The sequence below is a fragment of the Acidimicrobiia bacterium genome (assembly GCA_041393965.1).
Taxonomy (GTDB): domain Bacteria; phylum Actinomycetota; class Acidimicrobiia; order Spongiisociales; family UBA5794; genus UBA5794.
In genome coordinates this window covers 832794-848572 of the sequence record JAWKJB010000001.1, presented here as the reverse complement: position 1 = coordinate 848572, position 15779 = coordinate 832794, and the positions used below count along the sequence as shown (strand labels likewise).

The following is a 15779-nucleotide window of genomic DNA, read 5'->3' as shown; positions in this document are numbered from 1 at the left end:
TGGGCATCAGTCTGGGCACGACCTCGGGAGGTACGAATGTCCGACAATGTCCACCGATCCCCCTACTGGCCAGCAGCGCGCATCACCTTCGTCGCGGCGCTCGCCATATTCGCGGTCACGATCGTCATCGGGATACTGAACGGGCTCGACCTGTACGAACCCGACCACGACACCCTGATCACCCATGTCCATGCCGGAACGCTGGGGTGGATCACCCTGGCCACCACCGGCGCGGCCCTGCTGATGTTCTCCGACGCGCACAACGACACCGAACAGGACCGGCGTAAGGCACGCACCCTGTCTTGGGCGATGACGGTCGCGATAGCGCTGTATGTACTTGCCTTCTTCGCCGGTGACCGGATTCCCGGCGATCGGATCCAGCGTCCCATCTTCGGGACCCTCCTGCTGATCGTCGTGGTGTGGTTCGCCGTGTGGCTCTTTGCGACGAACAAGCGGGTGGAAACCAGCTCGGTCGCACGCCTCGGACTTCTCCTCGCATGGATCTCCCTGATGATCGGCGCCATCTTGGGCGTGCTGCTCGGGATCTACACCTCACAGGGTGAGATCCCCGGTCTCGATGACGACACCGCAGCAGCCGTGAGCGAGGGACATCCTCCTGCGATGGTGATCGGGTTCTTGATCCTCGCGGCGATGGCCGTCATCGAATGGTTGTTCCGAAACCACACGCCGTCGTCGGAGGATCGCCTCGGAACTGCCCAGATGTGGATCCTGTTCCTCGCTGGCCTGCTTGCGAATGTGGGATTCCTCGCCCAGCTCGAGGAGGAGCTGCTCGGTCCGGCGAACCTTCTCATGATCGTCGGCGTGATCATTCTCCTGATCCGATACCGCAGCGAACTCCTCCCGTCAGGTTGGAGGGATGCCGGTACGGGTGCCTATGTGCGCCTGAGCAGCCTGTTCCTCGTCGTGTACCTGATCCTCGGCACGATTCTCATCATGGGCGTCGTCAGCGGGAGCATCGACATCGATGCCATGACCGAGTCACAAGAAGGGCTCATCCTCGGCTTCGACCACACCATGTTCATCGGCGTCATGACCAACCTGCTGTTCGGTGCCGTCGTGTTGGGTGGGATGCAGCGACCTGCGCTGTCGGGCACCGATCGAATCGTGATGTGGGGCGTCAACCTCGGCATCGCCGGGTTCGTCATCGGATTGCTCACGGTGAGCCCGGTCGTCAAGCGCATCTCCACGCCCGTGATGGGTTTCGCTCTCCTGGTTGGCATCGTCGCATACATCGCCGAGATGAGCAGAACCGGCGCGCTCGAAGGGGGAGCGAGACACTCAGCCTGACGAAGTCTCCACGCCGCATGCATCGAGCGTGATCGCCTCGTCCGCGTTTCCGTAGAAGACCCGCTCGTATGCCGCAACGGCGGCGATCTGGGCAGCGGTGAGGGTTCCGCCTTGGCCGGGCATCACATCTTCGATCGGTGCGTCGTTGGCGCCGTAGGTGTCGCCGTGGACGAGCTTCCACTCCTCGGAGCCGAGCGTCACCCACTCGATGTGGTCGTCACACGACGGGAAAGTCTCGGTGACGGCGCTGAGGGAGGGCCCGATTCCTCCCTGACCGGTCGAACCGTGACACGCGGAGCAGATATTCCCGTAGACCTCCCTCCCCTGTTTGAGGGGAGTGTCGTTCGAGCTGTCACCGCCACAGCCCGCCACCATGGCAAAGGCGAGAACACCCACAACAATGTACAGACTCCGCATCGCCGAGCGATGCTACAAGTCCAACGACGACCATGCCGCGATCATCACCCCGCGTTGCCACACCTCGTGGCGCTACCGTCTTCCGCCTGGAGTGGCGATGATCGACATCGAACAGACGAGGAGCGGCTTCCCTGCACTTGCCCGCGAAGTGAACGGCCGGGTCGCCGCGTACCTCGACGGACCCGGAGGAACGCAGGTCCACGGATCCGTGATCGCTGCCATGGCGAACCACATGCAGCGCGGGGGCGCGAACCTCCACGGCGCCTTCGTGTCATCGGTCGAGACCGACGCGCTGGTCGGCGCAGCGAGGGACGCTGTGGCGGATCTGCTCGGCTGTCGACCCAGCGAGGTGGTCTTCGGCCAGAACATGACATCGCTCACCTACGCCATGTCCCGAGCGTTGGCGCGGACCTGGCCGACGGGCACCAACATCGTGGTCACGAGGCTCGATCACGACGCCAATGTCGCACCGTGGCTCCAAGCCGCGGCGTCGGTCGGCGCGGAGGTCCGCTTCGCCGACTTCGATCCCGGCAACGGATGCAGCCTCGATGTCGACTCGCTTCGTGGCGCCATCGACCGCAACACGGCGCTCGTGGCATTCACCCATGCCTCGAACGCCACCGGAACAGTCACACCGGTCACCGAGATCGTCGACATGGCACACGCCGTAGGAGCCCTGACCTATGTGGATGCTGTGCACTATGCCCCCCACGGGGTCATCGATGTCGCCGCGTCGGGAGCGGACTTCCTCGCCTGTTCGGCGTACAAGTGGTTCGGGCCCCATACCGGGATCATGTTCGGGAAACAGGAACACCTCGAGGCCATCGCCCCGTTCAAGTTGCGGCCTTCCCCCGATACGGCACCGGACCGGTGGGAAACGGGTACGCAGTCGTTCGAGTCCCTCGCCGGCGTCACCGCGGCGGTCGACTACATCGCCTCACACGGGAACGGTCCTTCACGCCGCGACCGGATCGTGGACGCCTTTCGCAGCATCAGCGCCCACGAGGCGGGTCTCGCGTCGCGGTTCCTCGCCGGGATCTCGCAGATGCCGTCCGTGACCCTGTTCGGCCACACCGGAACCGGGGCGCGTACGCCTACCTTTGCCATCGACATCGAGGGCGTGGGTCCCGACGCCGTTGCGCAATCGCTCGGCGAACAGGGCATCTTCGTGTGGTCGGGCGACTACTACGCCTATGAGGTCATGAAGCGTCTCGAAAGACCCGATGGCCTTGTCCGTGTCGGGTTCGTGCACTACAACACCCTCGACGAGGTCGACCGGGCCATCAAGGGAATCGCCGAGCTTCATCCTTGATCCGACGACAAAGCAGGGCGCCACGGTCTCATTGCGATGGCGACCAGGTAGGACACTAACTTCAGGACCTCAGGTCAACCCGCCACAGCAGGAGGAGTCATTGTGTATCTCGTTCGGCGCATCTATGACATCGAGCCCGGACAGGCTCGCAAGGCCGCAACCCTCATCGACAGGATCGGGAACGCGTACGAGGAAGCAGGCTCTCGGTCCGCGAGCAGGGTCTACTTCAACTCGGGCACAACACCGGGCGACAAGAACACCGTGGTCATGGAATGGACCGACCCGTCGCTCAGGACCCCATACCGAGAGGATCGCATCCGCGCCGATCTCGGCGACCTGTCAACCGATCTCAACGAACTCGTCATCGATTCCCGCATCGAATTCTGGGAACTCATGACCGACGACAAGCACCTGTGAGCTCGATGAGTTCCTCCTGAGCCGAGATCGCGGCGCAGGGACGGATTCCGGGTCGCGCCGGCGCCGTGCGACAATCCAACGATGTCGATTCTCATCTGGGCCGTCGCGCTCGCCGTCACCGCCGCAGCAGCGACGGTCCAGGGGATGGTCGGGGTCGGCTTCGGGATGGCTGCTGTCCCGATCCTGTCCCTCCTCCACCCAGACCTCGCCCCGGTCCCCCAACTCCTGATCGCGCTGCCGCTCACGGTCGCGATGGCGATGCGCGAATGGAGGGCGGCTGAACTCCGCGGTGCAGGGTGGATCATCGTCGGGCGGCTTCCCGGAGCACTGCTCGGTGTCTTCCTCCTCGGGATCGCAACCGAAAGGATGCTCGACACGATCATCGGGCTCATCGTCCTCGGTGCGGTCGTGGTCGTCGGAACGGGTTATCACATCGCGAGGACGACCGCCGCCAAGCTCGCAGGGGGGACCATCTCGGGTATCACGGGAGTCGTTGCCTCCATCGGCGGTCCACCGGTTGCGTTGCTGTACGCCCGGGACGAATCAGACACGATTCGGGCGACCCTTGCGGTCGTGTTCTTCTTCGGGTCGGTGACCTCGGTGTTCTTCCGCTGGGTGAGTGGGAATATCACGATGACCGATGTGCGTGTCGCGGCAGTGCTCCTGCCTGCGGCGCTCGCAGGCCTCTGGCTGTCGTCGGGGATCAACGACCGGGTACCCGAAGCCACCGTTCGGCGTGGCATCCTCATCGTTTCGGGCGTTGCAGCCACCGTCCTGATCGTGCGGGCCGCCGTCGGCTGAGGCGACATCGGTCTCGATCCGTCTCTCGACGATCTCCTTGGCTAACCGTGCTCAACCCATAGAATCTGCGGACCGCACGGAACGACCGGTCAGGGGTGGATGGTGCGTCGCTACATCACGATTGCTGCGATCGCACTCCCGGTGTTGGTCATCCTCGTCGTGGTCGGCCTGTATGCGTCCGACGAGATCCTTGCCGACGATCGGGTGAGCCACGGGGTCAGCGCCGAACACATCGACCTGAGCCGGATGTCGCGTCCCGAGGCCGAAGCGGCGATCGCAGCCTACGAAGAACAGCTCGCCTCACAACCCGTCGAGGTGATCGTTGAGGGAACCACCCTGACTGTCGATCCACACGACATTTCCTTCGGCATCGATGAGTCCGCAATCGTGACCAAGGCGCTCGCAGTTCGCCGGTCATCGAACGGGTTCGTGAACTTCGGTCGGTGGATCGGCAGCCGGTTCAGCCGGGTCGAGCTGTCCATCGAACCGACGATCGACGCTGACGCGCTCAACGCGCTCATGACGAGATGGGACCGCACCGTGATCGATCATCCCGCCTATGACGGTGCCGTGATCATCGACAACGGTTCCCCGGCACCCGAATATCCCCAACCAGGAACGCGGATCGACCACGACGCAGCATCGATGCTGATACTCGCAGCCGCATCCACCGAAGACCGGGATTCGGTGGAGTTGCCGCTTGTCGACATCGAGCCGTCGGTCACAGGCGATGATGTGGACGCGGCCGTGGCGCTCGCCACGACCCTCGTGTCGAAACCGATCGTATTGCGCCCCGAAGGGGAGACCGCGGCGCTGGTGTTTTCCCCTGCCGGGCTCACCTCCGCCCTTCGGAGCCAGATCGTCACGAACTCGCCTCCGACGGTTGTGCCGTATCTCGATCGCGAGGTCATCGGAGCGATCGCTGCCAGCCAGGCAGCCGCGTTCGAGGTGCCCGCACAGGACGCGTCATTCCGGTTCGACGAGCAGACCAAGGAGATCTCGGTCGTGCCGTCCCGTAATGGTCGCACCATCGACCTCGACGCGATCCCCGATGTCGTCGATGCGGCCGCCCGCGGAAGGCGATCCGGCACCATCCCGATGAAGGTTGGGGCGTTGCCGAACCTCACCACCGAAGCTGCCGAGGCCATGGGGCCGTTCGGGGAAGTGTCGACCTTCACGACGAGGCATCCGTGCTGCGAGAACCGCGTCGTCAACATCCAGCTGCTCGCCGATGAGATCGACGGGCATTGGGTGATGCCGGGCGAGACCTTCTCGATCAACGAGACTGCGGGGAAGCGCACCACCGCCGAGGGCTATCGGCGTGCCGGGGCAATCATTGGCGGCGAGGTCGTGTGCTGCGACAGCCCGGTCAATGTCGGCGGCGGGACCAGCCAGTTCGCGACCACCTTCTACAACGCGGTGTTCTTCGGCTGCTACGAGGATGTCTTCCACCAGCCGCACAGTCTCTACTTCTCCCGCTACCCCTATGTACGCGAAGCGACCCTCGGCTATCCCATGCCCGATGTCATCTTCCGCAACGACTCGGCGTCGGTGATCTACATCGAGACGAGCTACACGCCGAGTTCGATCACGGTCACCTTCTATGGCAACAACGGGGGGAGGACCTGCGAATCCGAGCGCAGCGGCAACACCATCACCCGAGTGATGACGCACCCGGACGGCTCGGTCACGAAACAGAGCTGGACCTGGTCCTACCGGTCCAAGACGCAGAGCACGACGACCACCACGCGTCCCGGCACCACCACGACCACGACCGGGCCCGGCACGACTACGACCACGGCGGCGACCACCACGACGGTGACGACACCCCCATGAGCCGTCCTTGCAGGTAGGGTTCTCTGGCGACACCTGTTGCTCGACATCCGGGGAGTACCGTGGATCGTTATCGCATCGGGAACCTCACCCTCGACATTGACACCTCAACGATCAGGGCTGATGACTCAGCACCTGATCCGGGACCGGTCGACATCTCCCCTACCGCCGTTCGCGTCCTCGCCGAGTTGATCCGATCAGCTCCACATGTATGCCGGAACCAAGACCTCCTCGACCGGGTTTGGGTCGATCGCTTCGTAGGTGAACAGAATGTCAGGCAGCGGATCTATCAGCTCCGACAACTGCTCGAGGGGTCGGATGTGACCATCGAGACCGTCCGGGGCATCGGCTATCGACTCGCCGGGCATTGCGAACTCGTGCAGGCCAGCGACGCTGACATCGGGCCCTGGGACACAGAAGCCGAGCGACTGTACCGCGTCGCTTCCGGCCTCATCGACGAGATGCAGTTCGGAAGAGCTATGTCTGTCCTCGAAGAGGTCTGCCGGCGTGAGCCGTCTCGTCCTGGCCCCCGCACGCCCCTTGCCTGGTCATACATGTGGATGGGGAACCATGACCTCGCACACGCTGAATTGGCGGCCGCGATGGACTGTCTCGCTGGAGCCTCCCAAGCCGTACGGCTGATCGTCGAAGCGACCCACGCGTCGTTCAAGGGAGACGCCGCGGGCGCCATCGACCGTCTCCAGCTGTATGTCGCCGACCATCCCGACGCGTATTGGCCAAGAGTCAATCTGATGGGTTTGTACTGGCTGACCGGCCGCGACAGCGCAGTCACAGCTCTCATCGATGAGCTGGAGGCGATCCGACCTGGTTTCTATCTGACGGAATGGCAGCGGGCATTCCATGAACTGACCTCCCATGGGGATGTCGTCGCTGCGTGCGCGGCGTTCACCGAAGTGAAGCGCCGAAAACCTGATGCACCGCTGCCTCTCGCCATCTTGGCTCCGGCACTCCTTGCCTGGTCCCACGGTGACCTTGAATCGGCGCTGTCCGATGTTGACGACTTCCTCGCAACTGGCGCCACCGGGATGGGGCCGTCAGCCCAGGACCAGGCATTGGTCATGCGCTCAAGGATGCTTGCTGACATGGGCGATTCCGTGGGAGCCGTTGCCGATGTTCGGCGAGCACAGTCCCAGTACTCCGAAACCAGCGCGTGGTATGCCCAGCACACCCTCGAATTGGGACTCCTCATGGTCGACTGCGACGATCCCGACGGTGCCGGGCTTCTCGAGGGGATTGCCGAGCACTTCTCACCGCTACATCGTGCGCAGGCTCACGGATGGCTTGGCATCGGTCGGGCGTTGATCGGCGATGCCGACGGAGCCGAGCTCCACCGCAAGCAGATCGCGGCCATGGTCTACGACGGTGGTTGGGAATGGGGGTATCCGACGGGTCCGGCGTTTAGCCGTGCCCAATCAGTTTTCCCGGTCTTGATTGCCGGGTATCTGGCTCTCAGTCGTGGCGACCATCTCGCGGCACATCGCCTGTTTGGTCGGGCCCGGCGGATCGCCCCAAAACGAATGGTTGTCATTCCCGTGGTGTCGCTCGACGGTCGGGCATACCTGTCCGCAACCGAGGGTCTTGCCAGAGCAGCGTCTGCCCTCGGCTGGTTCGACGAGGCCGAGGAAGCGACAGCGTGGCTTGCAACGCATCTCCTCGAGACCTCGATCCTCAGTCAGGCCGGTGCTGGTTTCCGGCATCGGGCGATCAGTCAAACGAGCGTGTCCGCTTGACCCGCCGTCAGGTCGACTACCCGACAGGGACGGCTTCTGCAACACCGATCGAGAAGCTCAGACCGCCATTGGTGCCCGAGTAGTAGAGCAACACCCGCCCATCGGGCAGCGTGACCACAGAACCCGCCACAACATCGAGCGAGGCCCACTCCTGATCCCGAGGCTCCAGGAGCGGATTGTTCGTGGCCTTCGCCCACACGACGCCGTCGCTACTCGATGCGTAGCCGATCGCCTCTCCCGTCAGCTCCTTTGGGTCGCCCGTATAGAACGCTGCCAATCCGTTCCCCAAGGGGAAGACGGCCGCCTCCCACGAGTAGTGGCCGTCCCAACCTGTCCCATGGTCGATGACCGGACGGCTCTCCTTGGTGAAGGCCTTCGTGTCGACCGAGCGTGCGAGTCCGGTGGCGGTCGGCCCAAATGTCGCGTAGTCAGTCCCGCCCGAGTAGAACAGCTGAACCCCATCTTCTGAGGCGATCGCTGCCGCTGGAGAAACAAACCCGGAGTCCCACGCAGCCGCGTTGCCGGTTCGAACGACCGCTGACGGTCCAGCCTTCCACGGTCCATCAGGACTCGGTGCCGTCGCCCTTCCGATGGCTGGTCCAGGGCCGGGACCCGGTTCCTCCCTGGCGTTGTAATACATGATCCACACGCCATCGATCTGGATCACTCTTCCCTCGGCAACCGAAAAGGCATCGAAGCCCGACCCGTCCGCCTCGAGGGCGGGAGCAGGATCAACGACCCACTCGAAACCGTCGATCGATGTCGCGTGGTAGATCGCAGTCGGGACCGTCGACCAGCTGGTGGTCTGCGTGAACCACATGTGAAGGAGGTCATCGACCAACAAGACCGCGGGCAGCATCGAACCGCCCGTCTCTGTTGGCTGCTGAATGATTGGATTCGCTGCGTACGGTTCCAGAGCGAACGGACTGGTCATGCTCGGAACCTCCGTCGTTGTGGTTAAGTGGATCGTCGTTGTCGTGGACGACGGAGCATTCGGTGTGGTCGTTGCCTGCTGCGGCAGTGTCGTTGGCGGATCCACTCCCACTTCGGAGCTACAGGCAGCCGCGAGCGACATCACCACGGCCAACGCCGCCAGTTCGACGAATAGGTGGATTCGGTCGGACCTGATCGATGGTCGCGCCATCGCTTGACCCTCCTTGGTGGCTCCAGCCATCTTTTCAGCTCACGGAATCGGTATGTCATGCGTGTGTCAATCCTGGATCATTCCCTGGCGATCTCATCACCGTCGACACCCCGGCCGAACCGGACATAGGATCCACGGATCCGAGCGAGGAGGAAGCCGTTCGCTTTCACCGTCGGTAATCAGTCACCCCCTCATCCGCCTTCTGACTTGTTGCCTCGGTACCCTCCCCCTATGGAATCCCGTACGATCATCGAGCCGTTCCGCATCCACACCGTTCAGGCGATCGACCTCCCAAATGCCGAGCAACGCGAAGCCGCGCTGATCCGGTCCGGCTACAACCTGTTCGGGCTCCACGCAGATGAGGTCATCATCGATCTGCTCACCGACTCGGGCACGGGCGCCATGTCGTCGCGGCAGTGGGCGGGCATGATGCTCGGTGACGAGTCCTACGCAGGAAGCCGGTCGTTCTTCCGCTTCGAATCCGCCGTAAAGGGCATCACCGGCTTCGACCATGTGATTCCGACCCATCAGGGCCGCGCCGCCGAGAAGATCCTGTTCTCCGTTGCGGTCAATCCCGGCGATGTGGTCCCCAACAACACCCACTTCGACACGACTCGGGCCAATGTCGAGTACCGGGGAGCCGAGGCGCGGGATCTCGTGGTCGCCGAGGGGCGCAACCCGTCGGCGATCCTGCCGTTCAAGGGGAACATGGATGTCGCAGCGCTGCGGGCCACGATCGACGAGGTCGGTGTCGACCGGATCCCGATGGTGATGGTGACCGTGACGAACAACTCAGGTGGGGGCCAGCCTGTCTCGATGGAGAACATCCGGGCGGTTCGAGCGGTGTGCGACGAGCATGCCTTGCCGCTGATCTTCGATGCGTGTCGCTTCGCTGAGAACGCGTGGTTCATCAAGCTGCGCGAGGAGGGTTACGCCGACCGCACGCCGCGTGACATCGCGAAGGAGATGTTCTCGTACGGCGACGGCGCCACGATGTCGGCAAAAAAGGATGGGCTTGCCAACATCGGCGGCTTCCTTGCCCTCAACAACGCCGAATGGGCAGCGAACGCCCGAAACCTCCTGATCCTCACGGAGGGGTTCCCCACCTATGGCGGGCTTGCAGGATACGACCTCGAAGCCATCGCCGTGGGTCTCGAGGAGGTCCTCGACGAAAACTATCTGCGATACCGCATTCGATCGACGGAGTACCTCGCCGACAAGGTCAACGACGCAGGTGTCCCGATCGTGCTTCCTGCCGGTGGACACGCCGTGTACCTCGACGCCGCGGCGCTGCTCCCGCACCTTCCGGCGCACCAGTACCCGGCGCAGTCGCTCGCCATCGAGCTGTACCGGACCGGCGGCGTGCGCGGTGTCGAGATCGGCACGGTCATGTTCGGCCGAGCGACGCCGGACGGCGATCCGGATGAGCCTGCAGCGATGGAGCTCGTGCGTCTTGCCATTCCGCGACGGATGTACACCCAGAGCCACATCGACTACACGGCCGAGGTGGTGATCGATGTGGCGAGTCGTGCGGCGGGCCTCCCCGGCTACCGCATCACCGAACAGGCGCCGTGGCTCCGCCACTTCACCTGCCGCTTCGAACCCGTATAGGGAGACCCCGGATCGACCACGGGATCGAGATGAGTGATCGTCGACGGAGCCGGGAAGTGTCATACCGGCCCGGTAGGTTGTCGGCATGGGAGCGGACGCTGTGACGACACAACACCACCGAGGAGGGGCGATCGGGGGTGGCGAGGTGGGTTCGTGTCTCACGAGGATCCACCACGATCGCTTCACCGATGCCCACGCCGTTGCCGATCCGGTGCGTGAGCGTCGAGCAGCGATCGGCTTCGCCCATGAGGTCTCGGTCATCGCCGCCCTCGACGCGGCCAATCCCGGAGCCGTGGTCCACATCGGCGACCAGGCGGATGCTCCGACCCGTACGCTTGAGGCCCTTCGGGACCGAGCAACGATCATCGTCGGTGGTCGTATCGCATCGTTGGATGGCTCGCTGGTCGGCGCCCCGGATGTCCTTGTCCGGTTTCCGTCCGGCTACGCACCGGTCGAGATCAAGAGCCATCTCGTCACGAGACGGAACGGGATTCGAACCGTTGCCACGCCGCTCGACGCGATGGGCACGGCGGTGCGGGTACACCATCACGATGAAGCTGGCAACGAGCCGGATGAGGACGCTCCGGATCCGATTCGGTTTCGATCGAACCGCGTGCGTGACCTGTACCAGGTCGCCCACTACTGGCGAATCCTCGATGACTTCGGCGAAGCATGCAACAGGCCGCTTGGAGGCGTGATCGGTACCGAGGATCCTCTTGCATGCGCATGGGTCGACCTCACCGATTCGCGGGGAAACGGCCACGACACGATCCTCGACGAGGCGGTCGCATGGACCGAACAAGCGGTCGACGCCCTCCGCCGCGGTGACGACCACCCGGAGCACCCCGCGATCGCCCCGTGGTGGCGTTCGGAATGCAGCCAGTGTCCGTGGAGGCTCGTGTGCCGGTCCGTGCTCGAAGAGATCGGCGACCCAACGATGCTCAGTGGTGTCGACGCTGATGTGCGAAAGGCCCTCGCGCTCGACGGTGTCGCCACGGTCGACGACATCGCCGCCCTCGATCTGGCCGATGGTCGCTTCGTCAACGCCACAGCGGTTCCCCAGGCACGGGCCATGGTCGCGGGCACATTGCTACGGCGCGCCGGGGTCGACCCGCCTCTGGATGTTCCCCAACCGGCCCGAGCCGTGGATTTCGATATCGAGACCTTCGACAACCGCATCTACCTCGCCGGATTCCTCGTATCCGAGGACGGTCAGAGCACCTACGACTGGATCGCTGACTGGGAGTGGACGGACCGCTCCGAACGCAGCTTTGTGGAGCGACTGTTTGCAAAGCTCGCGGCCTTTTCCGACCGTGGAACGCGGGTGTTCCACTGGACGGAGTACGAACGGACGCAACTCGCGGCGGCCTCTGCACGGTACGGCATGTCGATCCCGGGCTTCGCAATGATCAACGACTGGTTCAACGAACATGCCACCGATCTCCACCGTTGGACGAAAAACCATTTCATCTCCCCCGACGGATACAGCCTCAAGACCGTCGCTCCCCTGTGCGGGTTCACCTGGCGCGATGACGATGCGGGGGGTCAGCAATCGGAGCTGTGGTTCGAGGCGATGCTCGGAGGCGATCCATCCATGCAACGGCGTCTTCTCGAATACAACGAGGACGATGTCGCCGCACAACTCGCCATTCGTCGATGGGTCGTCGACAACGACGATGGCTCTGGTTCGGGATCGGCCATACCGTCCGTCAACGAGGTGCCGGTTCGCAGGCGTCGCCGTCCCGTGCCCTGAACGAGGCGGTAGTCGCTGATCACAAGGGTCGAGCTTTCGGGCCTGCAATCCTGATGCGCCGGTAGGCTCAGCACCGCGAACCATCCAGAGTCGGATGATGCGTCATCAGAGGGGACATGAGCGGTCGACCGATCATCGCAGCACTGCTGTCGGCGCTGATTCCGGGTGCCGGACAGCTCTACGCCCGCCGACCGGCGCGGGCAGCCTTCTTCTTCGTCCCAACCCTCGCGTTGGGCATCGGTGCCTTCATGTTCGTCGACATGGGAACGATCGGCATGGCCGGCCTTCTCGTGCGGCCGTCGTTCCTCACGGGTCTGCTCATTGCCGATGTCGTGTTCCTCGCGTGGCGCGTGGCGGCTGTGGTCGACGCGGTCGCCATCACATCGACAAGCGGGGAACGCGGATGGCTCGCGGTCCCCGTCAGCTTGCTGCTGCTCGCGGTGGCGATTCCGCACGCCATTGCATGGAACTACGGCACGGACACCCTTGACGCGCTCACCACGACCTTCGTCGCGACGCCGCTGAGTGAACGGTCGGTCGTTCCTCTCAGGGCCACCACCGCGACGACGACGCCACCGGAGGCAATCCCCACATCGGTCCGGGCCGTCTATGAGGAGTTCGACCGGCCCGCGATCTATGTGCCCGGTTTCGGGGAGCCCGAAGCCATCCGTGTCTGGTCCGAGCTCGCCGCTGCGGAGATCACCCCTGCCCCATACCAGCCACAGGAAGGCCCTCTCGACCGGGAACGGCTCTCGATCCTCCTCGTGGGGGGCGACGCTGGCCCCGGAAGGGAAGGGCTTCGCACCGATTCGATGAATGTGGTCACGATCGACCTCAACACCGGCGCGACCGCCCTGTTCGGCTTTCCCCGCAACTTCAAGTTGATGCCACTCCCCGACCGCTTCCGCAACTCGTTCATCGGCCTTGAAGAGGTGGTGATCGAAAAGGACCTGACGGATGCGGACGAGGACGGCTTTCCCGACACCTGGTACGACCAGGACGGCGACCTGATCCCAGACGAGCCACCGTTCGAGTCGTGCTACTGCTTCCCCGACATGCTGAACACGGTCCACCAGTACACCCTCGATTGGACCAGCACCTATCCCTACTCGCCCGACCCTGGGCTTTCCGCGCTCAAGGAGATCATTTCCAATGTGATGGATCTCCCCATCGACTACTTCGTGATGGTCGACATGGCCGGTTTCGTCGATGTGATCGATGCGATCGGCGGTGTCGATGTGAATGTGAAGCAGCCATACCATGTCACGGTGTCGTCCCCAGAGGCCGGCAAACCGAAGGCAACCATCAATGTCGAGCCCGGCATGAACCACCTCAACGGTCTCGAGGCCCTTGCGTACACGCGGTGGCGACGGGGATCGTCGGATTACCACCGGATGGGACGGCAACGCTGCCTGATTCGTGCCGCTGCCACCCAGACCGACACCCTCGAGCTGATCAGGGTCTATCCGACACTGCTCGACCTGATGCGCGAGTCGATCACCACCGACATTCCGCTCGATGCCCTCCCCGACCTCGTGTGGGCGGCGGGGCAGATCGACCTCGAACAGGTCGCCACGGTCGGATTCGTTCCGCCGACCTACAACTCGGGCCGTACCCCCGGCAAGTACCCGATCCCGGATGTGTCCAAGATCCGGTGGAAGGTCAACGACATCCTCGAAAACGGGGTCAGTGCCCAGTCCCGCTCAGGCGAAAGCGAATGCGACTAATGCGGCCCCGTCGTTCCGTGGGCCAGAGTTGACCTTTCTGTTGAACTGGAACCCTGGGTTCGCGTGCAACTAAAAGGTGAACTCTGGCCCACGGAACGGGAGGGGGTCGGTTACCCGGCCGCTGTGACCGTGACCTTGCCGATCATCCACGGATGGGGCGTGCAGAAGTAGTCGAAGACCCCTTCTTCGGTGAAGGTGTACGACCAGGTCGCTCCCGGATCGAGGAACCCGGAGTCGAACCTCCCGTCGGGTGTCCCTACATTGTCAGAGGACATGCCCGATGTCACGGTGTGCAGCACGGTGTCGTTGTTCGTCCATGTCACCGTCGTTCCGACCTCGACCGTCAACTCGGACGGGCTGAACGCGTCGGCCGCGTTGGCAGGATCGAGCCAGCCATCCTTCGTGATCGATACCTGGACAGCCTCGGCGGGTGGTGGTGTCTCCCCACCACCGTCACCGCCGGCCTCCTCACGCGCGGCGAAGATCTCGGGGTTGAGTTCGCCGGAGATCTCGATCATGCCCAACGCCCCCTTGTAGAAGGTACGCGACAGCGCGTGATCGACCAGAAGGACCGTCTGGGGGATCTGTCCTTCGATCTCGACAACCGTTCCCCCACCGGCAGGGATCAAGGTCGTCTGGGATCCTCGAATGATTGGGTTCCCCGGCGTCGTCGCACCCTCGGGATACACCGCATCCCAGTGTGACCCGATCGGATGGAAACTCGAGATGAGGTTCAGACCCTCATTCACGAAGTAGATCCGTGCACGCTCACCCACATTCATCTTCAGGGCGTTGTCCCCCGCAATGGCGCCGACGGTTCCGTTGAACACCACATAGGTCGGGTTCTCGTCGGTCAATGCATCCTTGTCGATATCGACGAGCCCATCGGCGTCAGGCTCCGTGACATACCATTCGGACTGCATCACGGTCCATTCGTGATCGACCTCGGGGAGCGGCACCTCGGGGTCGACGATGAACATGCCATACATGCCGTGCATGATGTGGACAGGAACATCCCCGTAGGCACAGTGGTACATGAACGCCCCCGAGTACAGGAGCCGGATATCGATCGACACCGTCTCCCCCGGGACCGCGGTCAGGTTCTCGGCTCCGCCGCCCTGGCCGGTGACCGCGTGGAAGTCGATGTTGTGCGGGTTGGTGTTCTCGGCGAGGTTGGTGAGGGTGATCGTGACGAAGTCACCGACCCGCCCGCGCAAGATGGGTGCCGGGGTCCCACAGACGACTTCCGAGTCGCCCTCGATGCGGTATCCCCACATGTCGATCCTGACACCGTTGTCGGCATCGATCTCACAGACATTCTCGAGGACCTCGAGCCGGATCTCATACTTCGCCTGATAGTCACGAGTGATTGGCATTCCCGCGTCGGGCGCGTACACGACATGCACCTCTCCCTCAGGCGCTGGCTGGAGGTCCGCGACCGGGGTCAACTCCGGGATGACGCTGTGGCTGGTATCGACCGAGCCAGCTCCGCCGGTTGGTATCTCGAGGTTGTCGACGGCATTCTGCACGAGGAGATCGGCAGTGTCCTGATCCATCGACGGCCTGATGGCGGTGATGGTGAGGGCGATCGTCGCGATGACGAGCGCCAGCCCGACACCGGCGACCGCGATCGCCGTCCAGACACCGAGCACCGAATGCGTGTGATCGGGCGCAGGCGGAAATGTTTGCTTCTGTGACATTCACT

General features: G+C 63.6%; 13 protein-coding genes. 10 read left to right on the top strand and 3 right to left on the bottom strand.

Going from position 1 to position 15779, the window contains the following annotated elements; all coding sequences use genetic code 11:
- Nucleotides 1-36: 36 nt before the first annotated feature.
- Nucleotides 37-1308 carry a hypothetical protein gene (locus tag R2823_04495; protein MEZ5175447.1) on the top strand — a complete coding sequence of 424 codons (1272 nt, stop codon included), beginning with the start codon at nt 37-39 and terminating at the stop codon, nt 1306-1308.
- On the opposite strand, the gene R2823_04490 is transcribed toward R2823_04495, so the two are convergent.
- Entirely contained in the window at nt 1300-1725 is a 426-nt protein-coding gene (locus R2823_04490) for a c-type cytochrome (GenBank protein MEZ5175446.1), read from the bottom strand. The two genes, R2823_04495 and R2823_04490, sit on opposite strands and share 9 nt — an antisense overlap.
- A gap of 97 nt (nt 1726-1822) precedes the next feature.
- Here R2823_04490 and R2823_04485 point away from each other — a divergent pair, with 97 nt between their 5' ends.
- From R2823_04485 to R2823_04465, 5 genes are all read left to right on the top strand, one after another.
- Nucleotides 1823-3037, top strand: coding sequence for a cysteine desulfurase-like protein (locus tag R2823_04485; GenBank protein MEZ5175445.1), 1215 nt, complete (start codon nt 1823-1825; stop codon nt 3035-3037).
- Between the two features lie 102 nt (nt 3038-3139).
- Nucleotides 3140-3454 carry a hypothetical protein gene (locus R2823_04480; GenBank protein MEZ5175444.1) on the top strand — a complete coding sequence of 105 codons (315 nt, stop codon included), beginning with the start codon at nt 3140-3142 and terminating at the stop codon, nt 3452-3454.
- 81 nt (nt 3455-3535) lie between these two features.
- Nucleotides 3536-4255 (top strand): sulfite exporter TauE/SafE family protein, encoded by a 720-nt coding sequence (locus tag R2823_04475; protein MEZ5175443.1) that lies wholly within the window; start codon nt 3536-3538, stop codon nt 4253-4255.
- Nucleotides 4256-4357: 102 nt separating this feature from the next.
- Nucleotides 4358-6091 carry a VanW family protein gene (locus tag R2823_04470; GenBank protein MEZ5175442.1) on the top strand — a complete coding sequence of 578 codons (1734 nt, stop codon included), beginning with the start codon at nt 4358-4360 and terminating at the stop codon, nt 6089-6091.
- A 59-nt stretch (nt 6092-6150) separates the two neighbouring features.
- A complete protein-coding gene (locus R2823_04465) occupies nt 6151-7839 on the top strand; it encodes a winged helix-turn-helix domain-containing protein (protein MEZ5175441.1) in 1689 nt (562 codons plus the stop codon).
- Nucleotides 7840-7855: 16 nt separating this feature from the next.
- On the opposite strand, the gene R2823_04460 is transcribed toward R2823_04465, so the two are convergent.
- Entirely contained in the window at nt 7856-8773 is a 918-nt protein-coding gene (locus R2823_04460) for a hypothetical protein (GenBank protein ID MEZ5175440.1), read from the bottom strand.
- On the opposite strand from R2823_04460, the gene R2823_04455 reads away from it, so the two are divergent.
- The 4 genes from R2823_04455 (at nt 8772) to R2823_04440 (ending at nt 14074) form a co-directional block, all read left to right on the top strand.
- A complete protein-coding gene (locus R2823_04455; GenBank protein MEZ5175439.1) occupies nt 8772-8990 on the top strand; it encodes a hypothetical protein in 219 nt (72 codons plus the stop codon). The two genes, R2823_04460 and R2823_04455, sit on opposite strands and share 2 nt — an antisense overlap.
- 224 nt (nt 8991-9214) lie before the next feature.
- Nucleotides 9215-10594 carry a tryptophanase gene (locus R2823_04450; GenBank protein MEZ5175438.1) on the top strand — a complete coding sequence of 460 codons (1380 nt, stop codon included), beginning with the start codon at nt 9215-9217 and terminating at the stop codon, nt 10592-10594.
- Between the two features lie 85 nt (nt 10595-10679).
- Nucleotides 10680-12347, top strand: a complete 1668-nt coding sequence (locus R2823_04445; GenBank protein MEZ5175437.1) for a TM0106 family RecB-like putative nuclease — start codon at nt 10680-10682, stop codon at nt 12345-12347.
- Nucleotides 12348-12463: 116 nt separating this feature from the next.
- On the top strand, nt 12464-14074 hold the full coding sequence (locus tag R2823_04440; GenBank protein MEZ5175436.1) for an LCP family protein: 1611 nt from the start codon (nt 12464-12466) through the stop codon (nt 14072-14074).
- A gap of 110 nt (nt 14075-14184) precedes the next feature.
- Here the strand turns inward: R2823_04440 and R2823_04435 are convergent, their stop codons facing one another.
- The gene (locus R2823_04435) at nt 14185-15774 is read right to left on the bottom strand and encodes a plastocyanin/azurin family copper-binding protein (protein MEZ5175435.1); all 1590 of its coding nucleotides are present in this window, start codon (nt 15772-15774) and stop codon (nt 14185-14187) included.
- Nucleotides 15775-15779: the final 5 nt, after the last annotated feature.

What these genes read in the sequence shown, in the direction of transcription:
- R2823_04495 (MEZ5175447.1), top strand. Translation starts at nt 37, where the DNA reads ATGTCCGACAATGTCCACCGATCCCCCTACTGGCCAGCAGCGCGCATC.
- R2823_04440 (MEZ5175436.1), top strand. Translation starts at nt 12,464, where the DNA reads ATGAGCGGTCGACCGATCATCGCAGCACTGCTGTCGGCGCTGATTCCG.
- R2823_04435 (MEZ5175435.1), bottom strand. Translation starts at nt 15,774, where the DNA reads ATGTCACAGAAGCAAACATTTCCGCCTGCGCCCGATCACACGCATTCG.
- R2823_04475 (MEZ5175443.1), top strand. Translation starts at nt 3,536, where the DNA reads ATGTCGATTCTCATCTGGGCCGTCGCGCTCGCCGTCACCGCCGCAGCA.
- R2823_04445 (MEZ5175437.1), top strand. Translation starts at nt 10,680, where the DNA reads ATGGGAGCGGACGCTGTGACGACACAACACCACCGAGGAGGGGCGATC.
- R2823_04490 (MEZ5175446.1), bottom strand. Translation starts at nt 1,725, where the DNA reads ATGCGGAGTCTGTACATTGTTGTGGGTGTTCTCGCCTTTGCCATGGTG.
- R2823_04450 (MEZ5175438.1), top strand. Translation starts at nt 9,215, where the DNA reads ATGGAATCCCGTACGATCATCGAGCCGTTCCGCATCCACACCGTTCAG.
- R2823_04455 (MEZ5175439.1), top strand. Translation starts at nt 8,772, where the DNA reads ATGCTCGGAACCTCCGTCGTTGTGGTTAAGTGGATCGTCGTTGTCGTG.
- R2823_04460 (MEZ5175440.1), bottom strand. Translation starts at nt 8,773, where the DNA reads ATGACCAGTCCGTTCGCTCTGGAACCGTACGCAGCGAATCCAATCATT.
- R2823_04485 (MEZ5175445.1), top strand. Translation starts at nt 1,823, where the DNA reads ATGATCGACATCGAACAGACGAGGAGCGGCTTCCCTGCACTTGCCCGC.